Source organism: Draconibacterium sp., from assembly GCF_041583095.1.
Classification (GTDB): Bacteria; Bacteroidota; Bacteroidia; order Bacteroidales; family Prolixibacteraceae; genus Draconibacterium.
Map to the genome: position 1 here is coordinate 1 of NZ_JBFHGM010000104.1, position 15,821 is coordinate 15,821.

Below are 15,821 nucleotides of genomic sequence, written 5' to 3' on the forward strand. Positions count from 1 at the left end.
ACGGCGTAAAAAATTACTGATGTTTGAGGAGGTACGACGAGTTTCAGGAATTTTAGCTGGCATCGCGTAGCTTTTCCGAGGGAAGCGGGCGCAGCCTTGGGTTTTCTGTCTACTCTTTGGGCTAAACCAAAGAGTAGAATCTGCCCGATAGGGCGAAACTAAAATTATTTAAGTGCTGGTCTAATCCTAAAACAACAAAGCCAATGTTGTTAATTACACTGGCTTTGCTGTTTCTGGAATTGTATTGAATTAGTTTTCTTCCTCAATATTCTCTTCCACTTCCACATCAACTTTCATCTCACCATCTTTTTTTGTTTTTTTGATGATGATCTTTTTGCCGTCTTTTTCAATTACCTGTGTGTCTTCATCACTTTCCTCAACAGTCCAGGTTTTGCCGTTTTCCAAAATCTCAACATGGCCTTCATCGTCGGCAATTACTTTAATTCTTTTGGTCATATTCGGCATTCCTTCGTGAATGATCATTGGTGCCGCGTCGCTGTTGTGCATAATAATTTCTTCATGCACTTCAACATCTTCTTCGCTCGGCTTTTCACGCACGATCACAATCTTTTCTTTTCCGTTTTTCAGTTCTTTTTTCTCGAACGAAATAATGCTCGGATCACTCAGGTCGATCACGTTTCCACTTTTTTGTTTGTTGATGTGAAAAACTTTTGGGCCTGCTGATCCCGGCTTGCCAAATAGCATTTCGTTATCATTTTTGCTGTGCCACTTCATAATGTCAGAAGATACGTTGTCCGAAATTACTTTCATCATGATGTGTTTTGCCGAGTCGCCGTCGTTGGTTCTAAACTCGTATGTCATTGGCTTTGAGGCTCCGTCTCCCTTTAGTATAAATACATTTCCGTTTTCGTCGCTTTCCACATCAATGTCAAAGTCCATGTCAAAATCGAAATCCTCTTCCGATATCCAACTCAACGCTTTGCCGCCTCCAATTGTGTCGCCATTCCACACAAGAACCTGGTTGGCTTCAATTACCGTGTCGATTTCCATTTTTTTGCCATCGTCTCCAATCTTCACCATTTTAATGTGCTTTTTCTCCTTTTTAGTTTTTGGAGGATACTGGGGCGCTTCGTTAATTGAAATGGCAGATGAGAAAAATAAGGCAAGGGCTAAAATTCCGCTAAGTGATAGTACTTGTTTCATGTCGTTAAATTATTTTGTTTTACGTTTGATTCGGTTCGCTAAAATCAATTTCTGAATCACGAAACAAATATAGGGTGAGGCCTGTCAATCAATCCGTTAAAGGTCGGTTAAAATCTGTTAAGGAAAAGTTAAAATCTACAATCGGCATGGGTAAATGCCTATATTTGAAGCATGAACAGAAAGCTTTTTGCCGGATTAATCGTTTTGATGGGCATCTCCATTTTGGGGATTATTGCCGTTCAACTGGTGTGGATGAACAACGCCATCAGGGTAAAAAACGAGATGTTTGAACGAGGTGTTAACCAGGCGCTACAGCAAACCGTAAATCGTTTGGAAGATCTGCATAATCTTGATGTGGTAAACGAAATGGTGTTTGCCGGTGACTCAATCGATTTGCTTCAGGATTTTGATTTCGATGTTGAATTTGATTCTGATTCGGACAATACGATGAGATGGAATGTTTTGCCGGGTAAGGCTCGTGTTTTGAGGCAGCGCACCGACTCAACCCGGCGGCCTGTTAGAATCATTCGCGAATTTGCGCCCGACAATCAGGAAGCCCGTATTGAAATTCATATCGATAATGATTCCAACAGCCGCAAGGTGCAGTCTTACACGTATAATCTAAGCAGTTCTACTACAGGGAAAAGCCATGTGGTAATTGCCGGCGATAATCCAGAGCCGGGAAGTGTTGTATTTGTAAAAAGCGACACAATAATAAGAAGTGCCGACTCGCTTTACACCATTAGTACGGTAAAGATCGATTCGCTGCTTACTGATCTGGATACCTTCCAGATTCTGGCTCCCGATATCTCAAAACGTGTAAAACTTAAGGCCACCAGCCTGAAACGAATGGCCAACAAAGTGGTTACAGAAGTTGCCACATGGGACGTGCGCAAAATTGATGAAAACCTGATTTACGATGTGCTTAAAAAGGAGCTTGACGAAAACAATATCCCGCTGGATTTTGAATATGGAATTTTTCGGGGCGATGAGTTGAGTTTCCCAAAACCGGTAACCGATTCATTAGAGGTGGCCAACACCATTTTTCAGGCCCAGCTGTATCCCAACGATATTTTCCAGAAAGACATAAAATTAGCCGTTGTATTTCCCGACCGCGACAGTTTTATTTATCGCTCGCTAAACTGGTTGCTGATTGCCTCTTTTTTATTCTCGCTGATCATTTTAATGACTTTTGCCCTCAGTATTTTTTACATTATTCGGCAAAAGAAAATTTCCGAGATGAAATCGGATTTCATCAATAACATGACCCACGAGTTTAAAACGCCAATTGCAACAATTTCGGTGGCGACTGATTCGATCACTAATCAGAAAGTGCTGGGCGATCCGGAGCGCATAAAATATTTTGCGGGTATGATTAAAAAGGAAAATACCCGCATGAACCGTCAGGTGGAGGATATTCTTACAATTGCGCGACTCGACAAGAAGGATTTTGAATTTCATTGGGAAACCATTGATGTGCACGAGTTGATCAGCGACGCCGTTCAGGGAATTAAATTGCAGGTTGAAAAACGTGGCGGTAAGATTGAACTGGATTTAAAAGCCATTAATTCAATGGTAACCACCGACCGGATTCACTGTACGAATGTGGTTTATAACCTGATAGACAATGCCAATAAATATTCCGGCGATGCACCTGAGATTACCGTGTCAACTGTCAACCAGCAAAAGGGAGTGGTGGTTTCGGTAAGCGATAAAGGAATTGGAATGAGCAAGGCGGTTCAGGCAAAAATATTTGAGCGTTTTTACCGCCAAACCAGTGGAAATATTCACAATGTAAAAGGTTTTGGGCTGGGATTGAGTTATGTAAAAGCCGTACTGGAAGCGAATCGCGGAACCATTTCCGTGAGCAGCGAACCCGGCAAGGGAAGCAAATTTGATGTATTTTTACCTTTTGTGAGGGAGTAAATGAGCAAAGCACAACACATATTTCTGGTGGAAGACGATCTGAGTTTTGGGGCGGTTTTAAAATCGTACCTCGAGTTGAACGACTACGAAGTTACCTGGGTTGACGACGGAAAATATGCGGTCGATAAATTCAAATCCGGGTCTTTTCAAATTTGTATTCTTGATGTGATGTTGCCCAATATCGACGGATTTACAATTGGCACAGAAATAAGAAAACTTGACGCAAATATCCCAATGGTTTTTCTTACCGCAAAAACGTTGAAGGAAGATATTTTGAAAGGCTACAATGTGGGTGCCGACGATTATATTACCAAACCTTTTGATACCGAAGTATTGCTGTGTAAAATACAGGCGATTATAAAACGACAATCGGTGCAACCGGTTAACGATGAAACTGTTTTTTCCATTGGCATGTACGAGTTTGATTCCAAACTTAGGGTAATCAGTAGCAACGGGAATAAACAAAAGTTATCGCCAAAAGAAGCTGATTTGCTGAAGCTGCTTTGTCAGAATAAAAACGAACTGCTATCGCGCGAAACGGCACTTCGCAAGATTTGGGGCGAAGACGGTTATTTTACCGCCCGCAGCATGGACGTTTTTATTACCAAACTGCGCAAATATTTGAAGGACGATCCGAACATCGAGATAAAGAATATTCATGGCAGCGGATTTTTGTTGGAGGTAAACTCCTGATCGGAAAAACAACAAAAATCTGCGTTATCTGCATTCCTCTTCCTATCTTTAAAATTCAAATTGTATTTTATGAATGAAAGTAAGACTGTCATTATAACCGGCGCAGGAAAAGGAATTGGTAAAGCTATTGCCACAGGACTGGCCCAGTTGGGCTACCAAACCATTCTGGTGGGCCGAAACAATCAAAACCTAGAGCAAGTGGCGCAAGAGATTGGGAGTACTGCAAAAGTTTTGCAGCTTGATATTACCGATAAGCCAGCCGTAAAAGAAGCCATTGCAAAAATTGTTTCGGAAAATGGAAGCATCGATATTCTAGTAAACAATGCAGGAATTTATTTTGACGGAACAGTGGATATTTCTGATGATGACTTTGAGAAAATGCTGGAGACCAACCTTACAGCTCAGTTTTCACTATTGAAAGAAGTTGTTCCGGTAATGAAAACACAAAAATCCGGGTATATTTTTAATGTAGCATCGCGGTCGGGGAAAGTTGGTTTTGCCGGAAGTGGAGCTTACAGTGCCTCGAAATTCGGATTGGTTGGTTTAAGCGAATCGCTTTACCGAGAGTTAAATCCGCTGGGAATAAAAGTTACGGCTTTGTGCCCCGGCTGGGTAAACACCGAAATGGCTTTTGATGCCGGAACACCTTTGGAAAGCGAGGAGATGATTCAACCCAACGACTTGTTTAAAACCATTGAATGGTTGCTGCAACTTTCTCCCGGAGCCTGTGTACAAGAAGTAATTTTAGAATCGCCAAACAGTATAAGTTAAAAACTATGCCCACATTAAAGGATCAACCACAATTAGCCGATTTTCAAAAATATGTTACTGCATTGGAGCAGGAGCGGGGTTTTGCCACGCAAACTATCATCGATAAGTGCCTGTTGCTGGGCGAAGAGGTAGGCGAACTGTTTAAAGCCGTTCGAAAATCAGAAGGATTGCTCGTAGATTCAAATTCCAATTTCCCCGAAATTGCCGATGAGCTGGCAGACATTTTTATTTATTTGTGCGCCATTGCCAACCGCAAGGGAATCGATTTGGAAGAGGCTTTTCGCAGCAAAGAGGAAAAGAATAAAAAGCGTATTTGGGAAATTATATAAATGAAGACAATAAGAATTCCATATGCTGAGATGCGAGCGGAGTTTACCCGCATCCTTCTTAAAAACAATTTCTCGGAAGAAAAGGCAAAAAAGTGTGCAGAAATATTCGCTACAAACAGTCTGGAAGGAATTTATTCGCATGGTGTTTATCGTTTTTCCCGTTTTGTCGATTATATCCGAAAAGGATTTGTAATACCCGATGCTGAACCCGAAAAGTTTAGTGGCGCAGGAGCCATTGAACAGTGGAACGGCAATCTCGGCCCCGGCCCTCTCAATGCAGCGTTTTGCACAGGGCAGGCAATGAAACTGGCTTCGGATAATGGGATTGGATGCGTAGCAATTGCCAACACCAACCATTGGATGCGAGGCGGAACCTACGGGTGGCAGGCTGCCCGAAAAGGTTTTGTCTTTATCGGATGGACGAATACCGAGAGAAATATGCCGGCATGGGGAGCAAAAGAAAGCCGACTGGGGAATAACCCATTGGTTTTTGCCGTTCCTTTTGGAACCGAAGCTATTGTTTTGGACTTTGCCATGACACAGTTTTCATACGGAAAAATAGAAGCACTAAAAACAGAAGGAAAAGAACTTCCTTTTGTCGGAGGTTTCAATAAAAATAATGAGCTAACCAACAGACCGGATGAAATTCTTGAAACGATGCGAGGATTGCCAATTGGTTATTGGAAAGGTGCCGGATTATCATTGTTACTCGACATATTGGCAACAATTTTATCGGCGGGATTATCAACCAGTGAATTAAGCAAGAGAGAAAAAGAACATGGTGTTTCGCAGGTTTTTATAGCTATTGACTTGAAGAAACTAAAAAATTATCCCTCCATTGAAAGTACGATTTCTGCGATAATTGATGATTTTAAAGCCTCTGCCTTAATTAGTGCTGAAACTCCCGTAAAATATCCCGGCGAAAGGGTAGTTTATTTGCGTGAAGAAAACCTTAGGCGTGGAATTCCTGTTGATCAAAAGGTTTGGGAGGATATAATATCCATGTAAAAAACGATAAACAAGCCGATGAAGTATGCTCCATCGGCTCGTTTTTTTATTCGTATTCCTGCACTATTACGCCCGTTAAGCGTAACAGGGATGTTTGTGCGTTGATAAAATTGTATATCGCTTCCAGTTTCCCTTGCGAAGCACGCAGATAAATTTCCTGTACATCGCGGAAGTTGAACGAGTTGATTGCACCCGCTTCAAACTTGTCGCGCGAAATTTGCAGGTTAAGTTGTGCTGCTGCCAGGTTTTCGTCGGCAACCATCAGCAACTCTTTGCGTACCTGGTAAAATTCGAACAGATTGGCCAAACTGTTATCCAGATCGTGTTGCATGTCGCTTAGTCGAATTTCGGCAATATCGCTGTCGATCTCGGCAATTTGTAATGCACGTTTACGGTTTCCTCCGCTAAATAAATTCCAGCTAAGTGTAAAATTGCCGTAAAAGTTTGCCGAGTTCGTCCAATCCATATCGGCATCTCCAATTTTGATTCCGGAGCGTGATCCGGTAACTCCACCTGTAAATCCTAAGGATGGAGAAAAAGAACTTTTTGCTGAAGCAATTGCATTACTGAGCAGGCGCTGATTAATGTACTGGTTTTGCAAACTTTTGTTGTTCTCAATCATTTGCGCTCTTAAATCAGCCAGTGCGTAATCCTCGGTTATTGCTTCAAACTTATCGGTGTACACGTAGTCAACAGCTTCTTTTTCGGCCATTAAATAAGCCAGATTACGTTTGGAGTTTTTATAGGCAACTTCCTGCAAGAGGTAACTTGCCCGGTCGGCCAGGTAGGCATTTTGCGCCTGTAAAACATCGTAAGTAACTGCCGATCCGTATTCTCTTTGCTGCTCAGCTTTCTGATACCGGTCTTGCGAAAGTGCCATTACCTCGTTATAAGTTGCCAGAATTTCTTTCTGCAACAAAACATCGTAATAGGCAAGAATCACCGATTGAATAGTGCCTTCAACCATTACTGCCGTATTGTTTTTCGACAGGTTCTCCAGCTCCTCCAAACGGGTTTTGGTAATATTCACTGAAAAACCATCAAAAATTGTCCAGTTTACCGAAGCTCCGCCCGATAGTCCTATCGAGGTGGTATTGTCGCCATCAACTACCCGCAGCGAATTATTGTCGCCCAGCGAAAGATTGATGTATGGATATCGGCCGGCTGTTCCCCAGTTGTTTTCAATTCCGGCAATCCGTTGGTTTTCTTTGGCAATAACAATGTCGTAGTTATTCTCCAAAGCCTTGCTAATGGCATCGGTAAGTGTAAGTGGCTGCTGGGCCTGTGCAAACAAACCCGTAGCCATTATCAGTAATAGAGTTACTATCTTATTCATTGGTGTCCTCCTCCTCATCTTCTTCGTGATAAATGCTGTTATCGATTTTGCGTTGTGCATTTTGCCATGCAACTTCCACGTGCTCGCGTTCAAATGTTCTGCCGTACCACTGTTCGCGAACAAATTTTCGGATATCGTTCAGCACCAAAATAAGTGCCGGGAAAAACAACAGGATAAACATAGTTCCGAATGCTACTCCATACACCAGCGAAATGGCCATTGGAATAAGGAACTGCGCCTGGAAACTGGTTTCGAGAATAAGCGGATACAGCCCGAAAGCGGTGGTTAGCGTAGTTAATATAATAGGACGAAGCCGTGATTTTCCGGCCTCAACAATGGCATCTTTTACTTTTAGACCTTCCTCGATAAGAAGGTTGTATTTAGCAAGTAGCACCACCGCATCGTTAACAATTACACCGGTAAGTGCCACAATTCCCCACAAACTTAAAATTGATAGCGGTTTGCCGTGAATACCGTGGCCCCAAACAGCTCCCAGTATCGAGATCGGGATCATAATAATAATGATCATCGGTTGCTCGAACGAACGGAAACTGATCATGAGGATAAAGATAATGGCCAGGAAAGCCATAGGGAAAAGGAAAGCCAGGTCGCTCATGTTTCGTTCACTTTCGCGTTGCTGGCCCTGGAAAATTACCGTAATTCCCGGGTAAAGCACTTCCAGTTCAGGTATTACTTCTGCTTTAATTAAATCCAGTGTTTCGGTAACCGAAGCATCCGGATCAACCATATCTGCATTTACCCTGATTTCGCGTTTTCCGTTAAAACGGTTAATGTTTACCGGTCCACGTTTCATATCGTAATCAACCAGCTCCATTAAGGGGTATTCACCTTGCGGCGTTTTAACTTTCATTTTTTCCAGCTGACCAATTCGCTCGCGTCCTTCGGCCGGGTAACGCACCCAAATACGAAGTTCATCGCGGCCAACCTGCAGGCGTTGTGCCTGTCCGCCGTAAAATGCCTGACGTACCTGGCCGGCAATGTAAGTTTCGTTCAGGCCAAGCATGTACGCTTTTGGTTTTAGCTGCAAAAGAATTTCCTGTTTACCCAAGGCATTTGAATTAACCACATCTTTTAACTGTGGGTATAGCATTAGCCTGTCCATTAGGTAATCGCGTGCAGCTTCAAGCTCTTCGGTATTTCTCGACATTAAACCGATAGAAACCGGGTTTCCAAAACGGTTGCTGGCGCCAATGGTAAATTTTTCTGCTTCGGGAACTTTACCAATTTTCTGATTCAGCCGGCGGATAATTTCATAAGAACTGATTCCTGTTTCTTCCGAGTTTCGTGGCGATACATCAATATTTCCGCAGTGTGCGCCACTTTCGTCGCGACTAAATGCCGATCCCAGATTGATAATGCTGTTTTCAATAATCGGCAGCGTGTCGTTGTATTCGGCCATCATCTCTTCGTTTACCACCCAAACAATGCTATCGAAACGTTCCAGGTATTCCATGGTTTGGCGTTCGCCGGAACCCGGGGTAAAAGCAATGTTAATATTGAACGAGTCGAATTCCATTCGCGGGAAAAACGTTGTTTTAATCAGCTGTCCGCCAATTAACCCCAGTGTAATTACAATCATTGCCACCGGAATACCCAAAACAATGTAACGCCATTCCAGAACCAGTTTTATAACCCGGTCGTAGGCATAATCGCGGAACCAGGTAAAAAAGCCTTCGGTATATTTTCGTAAGCCTTTTGCTTTTCGGTGTAATGTTTTTCGGTTTAACACTTTTTCGTTTCCGAGGTGAGCCGGAAGAACGAGGAAGGCTTCAATTAACGAAATGAGCAAACTGGCAATTACAATTACTGCCATTTCATACATCATTTCCATACGGCCGGTAATAAAAATTAGCGGCGAGAAAGCACAAACGGTAGTTAACACCGATGAAGTTACAGCAGGAATAACTTCCACTGTTCCGTCAACGGCGGCCCGCATCGGGCTTTTGCCCCGTTCGAAATGCTGGAAGATGTTTTCCCCGATTACAATTCCATCGTCAACCAGGATACCAATAACCAGAATCATTCCGAAAAGTGACATCATGTTAATGGTAACTCCCATTATATTGGCCACGATAAACATTCCAAGAAACGATGCCGGAATTCCCCATGCAACCCATAACGACAGGCGGGTACTAAGCATGATTCCAAGAATAAGAACTACCAGAATTAATCCCATTCCACCATTGCTGTAAAGCAGGTCGAGACGGGATTTTAATAATTCGAGATACGAACGCGAGTAGATCAATTTTACACCATGTGTTTCAGCATTAAATTCTTCCACATATTCCCGGATATATTGGTCAATCTCGTCAAGATCTTCCGTAATCAGCTTCATTACGTTGATGTTGATCAGCGGATTTCCTTTCTCCAGTGCTTTGTTGGGCACATCCGAGAATTTCATTTTAACCGTGGCAATATCGTTAATCCGAAGCACGCTTCCGTCGGGATTGGCACGTAAAATAATGTTGCCAATTTTATTCGGATCAGCACTCCGCGAGCGCAAACGAATCAACAACTCTTCATCTTTCGATCTTAGTTGTCCGCCCGAAACGTCGCGGTTGTTATTGGTAATTGCATTTTGTAAATCATTGAAGGTTAGTCCGTAGCGCAGTAAGTCTTCCTCCTCTGCTTCAACCGAAATTTCGAGGCTTGGGAAACCGGAAATAGTAACCTGGCTCATAATTCCCGATCCCAGGAAATCTTCTTCCACCAGTTGGGCGTACGATTTTAGGGTCATTAAATCAACGTCGCCGGTAACCAGCAAACGTGCGCCCGGCGAGGTAGTCCGTGTTTTGGCTACAATGGGGCGTTCGGCGGCAGTTGGCAGTGCCGAAATTCCGTCAACGGCGTTTTTTACTTCAATAAGAGCTTCGTCAATATCGTATCCGGGCTGAATTTCAATTCGTATGCTGGCACTGTTTTCTGCCGATACCGAATTGATTTCGTATATGCCGGGAATTGCGCGGACTGCTTCCTCAACGCGCGAGGTAACCCCTTCTTCCATTTCAACCGGCGATGCCCCCGGATAGGCTACACGAACGGTGATCATATGCGATTCGCGTTCGGGGAAGAAAGATTTCTTCATCGAAAGAAAACTTATGCTACCCACCACGATAAGGAAAAGCAGGATCAGGTTGGCGTAAAACGGAAATTTTACAAATAGTTCAACTATCTTCTTCATTGATCTGTCTCCTTTCTCTATTGAGGTTTAGCCTGGTTTCCGCGTTTTGGCTTGTTGTTGCCTTCTTCGCCCAGAATATTAACCGGAGTATTTTCTTTTACATTGATAAGTGGTTCCGAAACCACTTTGCTTCCTGTCGGCAAACCATCAAAAATCAGTGTTGTTTCGTTGCGTTTTATCACGTTTATTTCACGTTTTTTCAGTTCGCCATCGATAACAACATAAACAGTACTTGAGTTAAAAACTGCACCACGTGGAATTTCCATGGCATCGGCAATTTTTTGTCCGGGGAAAGTTACTTCATAGATCTGCCCCGGAAGAACCTTGTCAGAGTCGGCCTGACCCACCTGAACAAAAACGCTAAGTGATTGTGTTTCTGCTTCAACAAAATTTGATTTTCGTACCACTTTGCCGGTAATTTGTGAATCGTCGAGATTGGAATGAATACACACTTTGTCGCCAATTTTTATCCACTCGCTGTCATCGTTTGGAACCGGAACCTCTATCTCTACATGATCGGTACGGATCATTCGTGCAATTTGTCCGCCGGTGTTTACGTACGATCCGATTTCGTAATTTACCTGGGTAAATGTTCCGTCGAAAGGCGCATAAAGCGTGTGGCGTTTCAATTTTTTCTCATCCTGTTTTATACCGTAATATTCTGTTAGTACGCCCTGGCTGGCTAAAAATACTTTAAGTTTTTCATCTTTTACCACCGGCATTTCAGGTAGTTCGCCATCCAGATCAATGGCTCTGAAAAATGTTTCGTAGGCATTTAGCTGATCCGGAAAATCTACTTTCATGTCGGGCAACAACGATGTCATTGTTGTTAAAAACTTTGCTTTGCGGGCTTTTAAGGCCAACTCCACTTCGTCTTTGTAAATTTCGGCAAGCAACTGTCCTTTTTTAAAGGATGTGCCTTTACGAAGAACAACGGCGCCCGGTTCGATTTTTCCTGATGCTTCGGCAACCAGTAACACTTCGCTGCCCGATACGGCACGGCCTCCCGGAAGCGAAAGTGGTGAAGTAATTTCTGAATAGTTAACTGTTTCCACTTTTACCGATCGTTTCATCTCAACATCGGGCCTTTTGGGTTGCTCCGGTTTCATTGAAACGAACAGTTTTGATAGTGCTGCTGCTCCTCCTAACAAAACAATAAGGGCAACAACAATGAACGTAGTCTTTCTCCAACTCATGGCTATTTTATTTAAATTTATACTCAACATAGGTTTAATGGCGAGCACAAAAATCATTAATTTTTTAATGTAACAAATTTTATTTTGTAAAAACGACACATTAATCGCCTATATTTAACCTCTACCGTCTCAATACAAGTACCTAAAAGACCTTTTTATTAATGCTTGGTTTAATTCAATAATAACTATTTTAGATTAGCAAAAACACAAAAGTATATAAGATGTTTACCAAGAGCAATTTCCGATCGTATAAAAGCTTATTGCCCGGTGTAAAAATGAGGCCACTGGCTTTTGAAGAGCAATCGATTATGTGTGAATTTGAATTACAAAAGGGAAGTGAATTGCCGCCGCACAGCCATCCGTACGAACAAACCGGTTATCTTATTTCCGGGAGGTTGAATTTTCGTATCGGCAATGAGTGGGTAATTGCCGAACCCGGCGACAGTTGGTGTATCCCCTCAACTATTGAGCACCAGGTTGAAGTGTTGGAAGATGCCAAGGTTTTGGAGGTTTTTACCCCAATTCGTCCCGATTATTTGCCGGATGAAAAAGTAAGGTGAGGAAATTCTAAGATTTATTGGAAATCAAGTATCATTTTTTGGGGCGAGGGATTGCCTTCGCCGCAATGAAAAACCTAAGTGATAAAATATAGGTATTTGCTTAAAAGAAATGCTAACTTTGCAGGCTTGTTTGCTGGAAGCATAGAAAACAGATGCAAATACTTGAATTTGATACGGTTGTAATAGGAAGTGGGCTGGCAGGTTTGTCGGCTGCTTATCACTCTTCAAAATACGGACGCGTTGCGATAGTTACCAAGTCGCAGCTTGATGTCAGTAATTCGTATTATGCGCAGGGAGGAATTGCAGCAGCCATTGCCGACGAGGATTCACCTGAACAACATGCACACGACACATTGGTTGCCGGACGTGGTATTTGCGACCACGATGCGGTAGAGGTTTTGGTGAACGAAGGTCGCGAACGTGTTCAGGAACTCATCGATTTGGGTATGCAGTTCGATAAGAAAAATGGCGAATTTGTATTGGGGCTTGAAGGCGGACATACCAAACGACGCATTTTACATGCAGGCGGCGACGCCACCGGAAAAGAATTGACGTTGTTTAAACTGCATCTTATTCAGCAAAAAAAGAATGTAGAGGCTTTTGAGTATGTAGTGGCCGTAAAACTGCTGAAACACAACGAAACTATTGTCGGGCTTCAGGCTTACGATTTTAAAACCAGCGAAAATATCATATTCAAAACCAAAGCCGTAATTGTTGCAACGGGAGGTATGTCGCGGGTTTTTGCCCGGTCAACAAATCCGCACACAGCAACCGGCGATGGAATTGCACTGGCTTACGATGCCGGAGCTCGGCTGGCCGACCTCGAATTTGTTCAGTTTCACCCGTCAGCTTTATACCTGCCGGGAAAAGAAGCTTATCTGATTAGCGAAGCAGTTCGTGGCGAAGGCGCGTGGTTGCTGAATTCGAAGGGCGAGCGTTTTATGAAAGATATTCATCCGCTGGCCGAACTGGCACCACGCGATGTGGTTGCCTACAGTATTTTCCGGCAGATTCAAAAATCAGATGAGGAGCATATCTTTTTGTCGTTAAAACATTTGGATAAGGAAAAGATCAGGAACCGCTTTAAAAATATCGACAGGCATTTACGGGAATTTGGTTTCGATTTAACCGAAGATAATTTACCAATTGCTCCGGCGGCGCATTATATGGTTGGCGGAATCCGTACCAATCTCGATGCCGAAACAAATATCTCGGGACTTTTTGTTTGCGGCGAGGCAGCATCAACCGGAGTGATGGGAGCCAATCGCTTGGCCAGTAATTCCCTGCTCGAATGTTTGGTTTTTGGGAAACGTGCCAGCGAAAAAGCAGCAAAACTGGTGGCCCCGGAGTATTTGCTCGAAAAGCCCGAGCCGGTAACGTTGGATGCCAGTAACGAGCAGCTATTTCTGAAGTACCAGAATGAATTGGCGCAAATTATGTCGAAAAAGCTGGGTATTGTCAGAAACAGGGAAGACCTGGAAGCGGCACTCAGCCGTCTTTCTGAAATTGTTTCAGAATTCGACATCGATCAACACGAATATAATTTAATTAAGATCAGGAACATGTCGCTCATCAGCAAACTCATTGCGCAATCGGCACTGATTCGCGAAGAGAGCCGCGGAGGACACATCCGGGAAGATTTTCAGAAGGAGAATCCTGATTTTAAAACACATATTATTCAACAAAAAAACAAAAACATTGAGTTTGAACCCATAAGAAAGTAAAGCTATGATGGATGAGAAAACATTAAAATCGGCCGAAGTTCTGTTCGACATGGCGTATGCCGAAGATATTGGCGACGGAGACATAACTACAAATAACCTGATTGATAACAATGTTATAAAAACGGCACAATTTGTTGCTAAAGAAGAGGGAGTTGTAGCCGGTTTAGAGGTAGCAGAAATGGTTTTCAGAAAATTCGACAAAAATCTGAAATGGCAGGTATTTATGCCTGATGGCAGCCATGTTGTACCTGGCGATGTTATTGCCGAGTTTAAGGGTACCTACCGTGCGTTGTTAACCGGCGAAAGAAAAGCGCTTAACTTTTTGCAGCGTTTATCGGGTATTGCAAGTTATGCCAACCTATGTATGAAAGAAATTGAAGGAACAAAAGTAGAGATACTGGATACCCGAAAAACCTTACCCGGATACCGTTACCTTGATAAGTACGCGGTTCGGATGGGAGGTGCTTCGAACCACCGTTTTGGTTTGTACGATATGGTAATGATTAAAGACAACCACATTCAGGTGGCCGGAAGCATAACAAAGGCTGTTGATGCTATTCGTAAAAGAATTCCTAAAAGTATCAAGATCGAGGTCGAAACCACAACCATCGACCAGGTAAAAGAAGCGCTGGCTGCCGACGTTGATATTATCATGCTCGACAATATGCGTTCGTCGATGATGAAAGAGTGTGTTGATATTATCGATCGTCGTGCGAAAATTGAAGCATCGGGAAATATGACCATAAAACGTATTCGCAAAGTGGCGCATACCGGCGTTGATTATATTTCGATTGGTGCATTAACACATTCGGTAAAAGCACTCGACATCAGTCAGCGTATAATTGACTAATGAATCTTGTAATAGATATAGGCAATACGCGAACAAAGTATTCGGTTTGTACGAAAAACGAGGTGGTAAAAACGGTGTCGGTTGATGCCTTTTCGCCTGCGTTAATCGCTTTATTAAAACAAGAATACGAGGGGTTGGATAGTGCAATTCTTTCGTCGGTAAAAGATTATTCCGATGAATTAAAAATTGCCCTTACCAAACAGTTCACGGTATTTATTGAACTGGATGCCACCACGCCTTTGCCTGTAGAAAACTGTTACGAGTCGAAAGAAACATTGGGAAAAGACCGCATTGCGGCAATTGTAGGAGCTTTCGAGCTGTATCCCGAAACAAATGTTTTGGTTATTGATGCCGGAACAGCAATTACCTACGATTTGTTAACCGCCGATGGTAAATACCTGGGCGGAAATATTTCACCTGGTTTGGAGATGCGCTTTAAGGCATTAAACCAGTTTACTGGAAAACTTCCTAAAGTAGAAAAGGGAGTTATTAAACAACTAATTGGAAAAACAACCGAGCAGGCAATTAGAGCCGGTGTACAACACGGTATGGTATTCGAAGTAGACCATGCAATTACCTCATTTAAGGAAAATTATAATAATTTAAAAGTTATTATGACCGGGGGCGATGCCGAATTTTTTGATAACAAATTAAAAAATTCTTTCTTTGTACACTTTAATTTAACCAGCATTGGTTTAAACCGCATTTTACAACATAATGGGGAGACTAAATAGAGTAAGTTTTTTGATCGCCGGGTTATTATTTTTCCCGGCTGTATTGTTTGCACAGTTTAATAATAATACCACATCGCCGTATTCGCGTTATGGTCTTGGTGATTTGCAACCCTATTCGCTCGGACGTTCGTCGGCAATGGGAGGAGCAAGCCTTGCAAGCAGATACAACATGCAAATAAATGCGGCCAACCCCGCCAGTTACACATCGCTTGATTCGCTCAACTTTATTTTCGAGTTTGGTTTGGAAGGCAAATTTGCCAATAATCAGACCGAAAGTACAAGTATGAAAACGAATGATATAAACTTCAAGTATTTTGCCATGAGCTTC

Annotated in this window: 13 protein-coding genes and 1 pseudogene; 10 read left to right on the forward strand and 4 right to left on the reverse strand. The window is 42.8% G+C overall.

From position 1 onward, the window contains the following. Positions 1 to 249: 249 nt before the first annotated feature. The gene (locus ABZB17_RS11235; protein ID WP_372650279.1) at positions 250 to 1,164 is read right to left on the reverse strand and encodes a hypothetical protein; all 915 of its coding nucleotides are present in this window, start codon (positions 1,162 to 1,164) and stop codon (positions 250 to 252) included. Positions 1,165 to 1,335: 171 nt separating this feature from the next. Between ABZB17_RS11235 and ABZB17_RS11240 the strand changes: the two genes are divergently transcribed. The 5 genes from ABZB17_RS11240 to yiaK all read left to right on the forward strand — a co-directional run bounded on the left by ABZB17_RS11240 (position 1,336) and on the right by yiaK (position 5,891). Further along, positions 1,336 to 3,090, forward strand: a complete 1,755-nt coding sequence (locus tag ABZB17_RS11240; protein ID WP_372650281.1) for a sensor histidine kinase — start codon at positions 1,336 to 1,338, stop codon at positions 3,088 to 3,090. Further along, complete coding sequence (locus tag ABZB17_RS11245) at positions 3,091 to 3,783, forward strand: response regulator transcription factor (protein WP_372650283.1); 693 nt, start codon at positions 3,091 to 3,093, stop codon at positions 3,781 to 3,783. A gap of 69 nt (positions 3,784 to 3,852) precedes the next feature. Then, a complete protein-coding gene (locus tag ABZB17_RS11250; RefSeq protein WP_372650285.1) occupies positions 3,853 to 4,554 on the forward strand; it encodes an SDR family oxidoreductase in 702 nt (233 codons plus the stop codon). A gap of 5 nt (positions 4,555 to 4,559) precedes the next feature. Then, positions 4,560 to 4,883: a MazG nucleotide pyrophosphohydrolase domain-containing protein gene (locus ABZB17_RS11255; RefSeq protein ID WP_372650287.1), complete on the forward strand. Its 324-nt coding sequence runs from the start codon at positions 4,560 to 4,562 to the stop codon at positions 4,881 to 4,883. Next, positions 4,884 to 5,891 carry a 3-dehydro-L-gulonate 2-dehydrogenase gene (yiaK, locus tag ABZB17_RS11260; RefSeq protein ID WP_372650289.1) on the forward strand — a complete coding sequence of 336 codons (1,008 nt, stop codon included), beginning with the start codon at positions 4,884 to 4,886 and terminating at the stop codon, positions 5,889 to 5,891. A 46-nt stretch (positions 5,892 to 5,937) separates the two neighbouring features. Here yiaK and ABZB17_RS11265 read toward each other — a convergent pair whose 3' ends face one another. The 3 genes from ABZB17_RS11265 to ABZB17_RS11275 are packed head-to-tail and all read right to left on the reverse strand — an operon-like array spanning position 5,938 to position 11,625. Then, positions 5,938 to 7,227 carry a TolC family protein gene (locus tag ABZB17_RS11265; protein WP_372650291.1) on the reverse strand — a complete coding sequence of 430 codons (1,290 nt, stop codon included), beginning with the start codon at positions 7,225 to 7,227 and terminating at the stop codon, positions 5,938 to 5,940. After that, positions 7,220 to 10,429: an efflux RND transporter permease subunit gene (locus ABZB17_RS11270; RefSeq protein WP_372650293.1), complete on the reverse strand. Its 3,210-nt coding sequence runs from the start codon at positions 10,427 to 10,429 to the stop codon at positions 7,220 to 7,222. Before ABZB17_RS11270 ends, ABZB17_RS11265 begins: the two co-directional genes overlap by 8 nt. Before the next feature lie 17 nt (positions 10,430 to 10,446). Beyond that, complete coding sequence (locus tag ABZB17_RS11275) at positions 10,447 to 11,625, reverse strand: efflux RND transporter periplasmic adaptor subunit (protein WP_372650295.1); 1,179 nt, start codon at positions 11,623 to 11,625, stop codon at positions 10,447 to 10,449. 221 nt (positions 11,626 to 11,846) lie between these two features. On the opposite strand from ABZB17_RS11275, the gene ABZB17_RS11280 reads away from it, so the two are divergent. From ABZB17_RS11280 to ABZB17_RS11300, 5 genes and pseudogenes are all read left to right on the forward strand, one after another. After that, positions 11,847 to 12,185 carry a cupin domain-containing protein gene (locus ABZB17_RS11280; protein WP_372650297.1) on the forward strand — a complete coding sequence of 113 codons (339 nt, stop codon included), beginning with the start codon at positions 11,847 to 11,849 and terminating at the stop codon, positions 12,183 to 12,185. A gap of 152 nt (positions 12,186 to 12,337) precedes the next feature. Then, positions 12,338 to 13,909, forward strand: coding sequence for an L-aspartate oxidase (gene nadB / locus ABZB17_RS11285; protein WP_372650299.1), 1,572 nt, complete (start codon positions 12,338 to 12,340; stop codon positions 13,907 to 13,909). Positions 13,910 to 13,913: 4 nt separating this feature from the next. After that, a complete protein-coding gene (gene nadC / locus ABZB17_RS11290) occupies positions 13,914 to 14,759 on the forward strand; it encodes a carboxylating nicotinate-nucleotide diphosphorylase (protein ID WP_372650300.1) in 846 nt (281 codons plus the stop codon). Then, positions 14,759 to 15,493: a type III pantothenate kinase gene (locus ABZB17_RS11295; protein WP_372650302.1), complete on the forward strand. Its 735-nt coding sequence runs from the start codon at positions 14,759 to 14,761 to the stop codon at positions 15,491 to 15,493. Before nadC ends, ABZB17_RS11295 begins: the two co-directional genes overlap by 1 nt. 10 nt (positions 15,494 to 15,503) lie before the next feature. Continuing rightward, positions 15,504 to 15,821 (forward strand): annotated as a pseudogene (locus ABZB17_RS11300) (hypothetical protein); the annotation flags it as partial.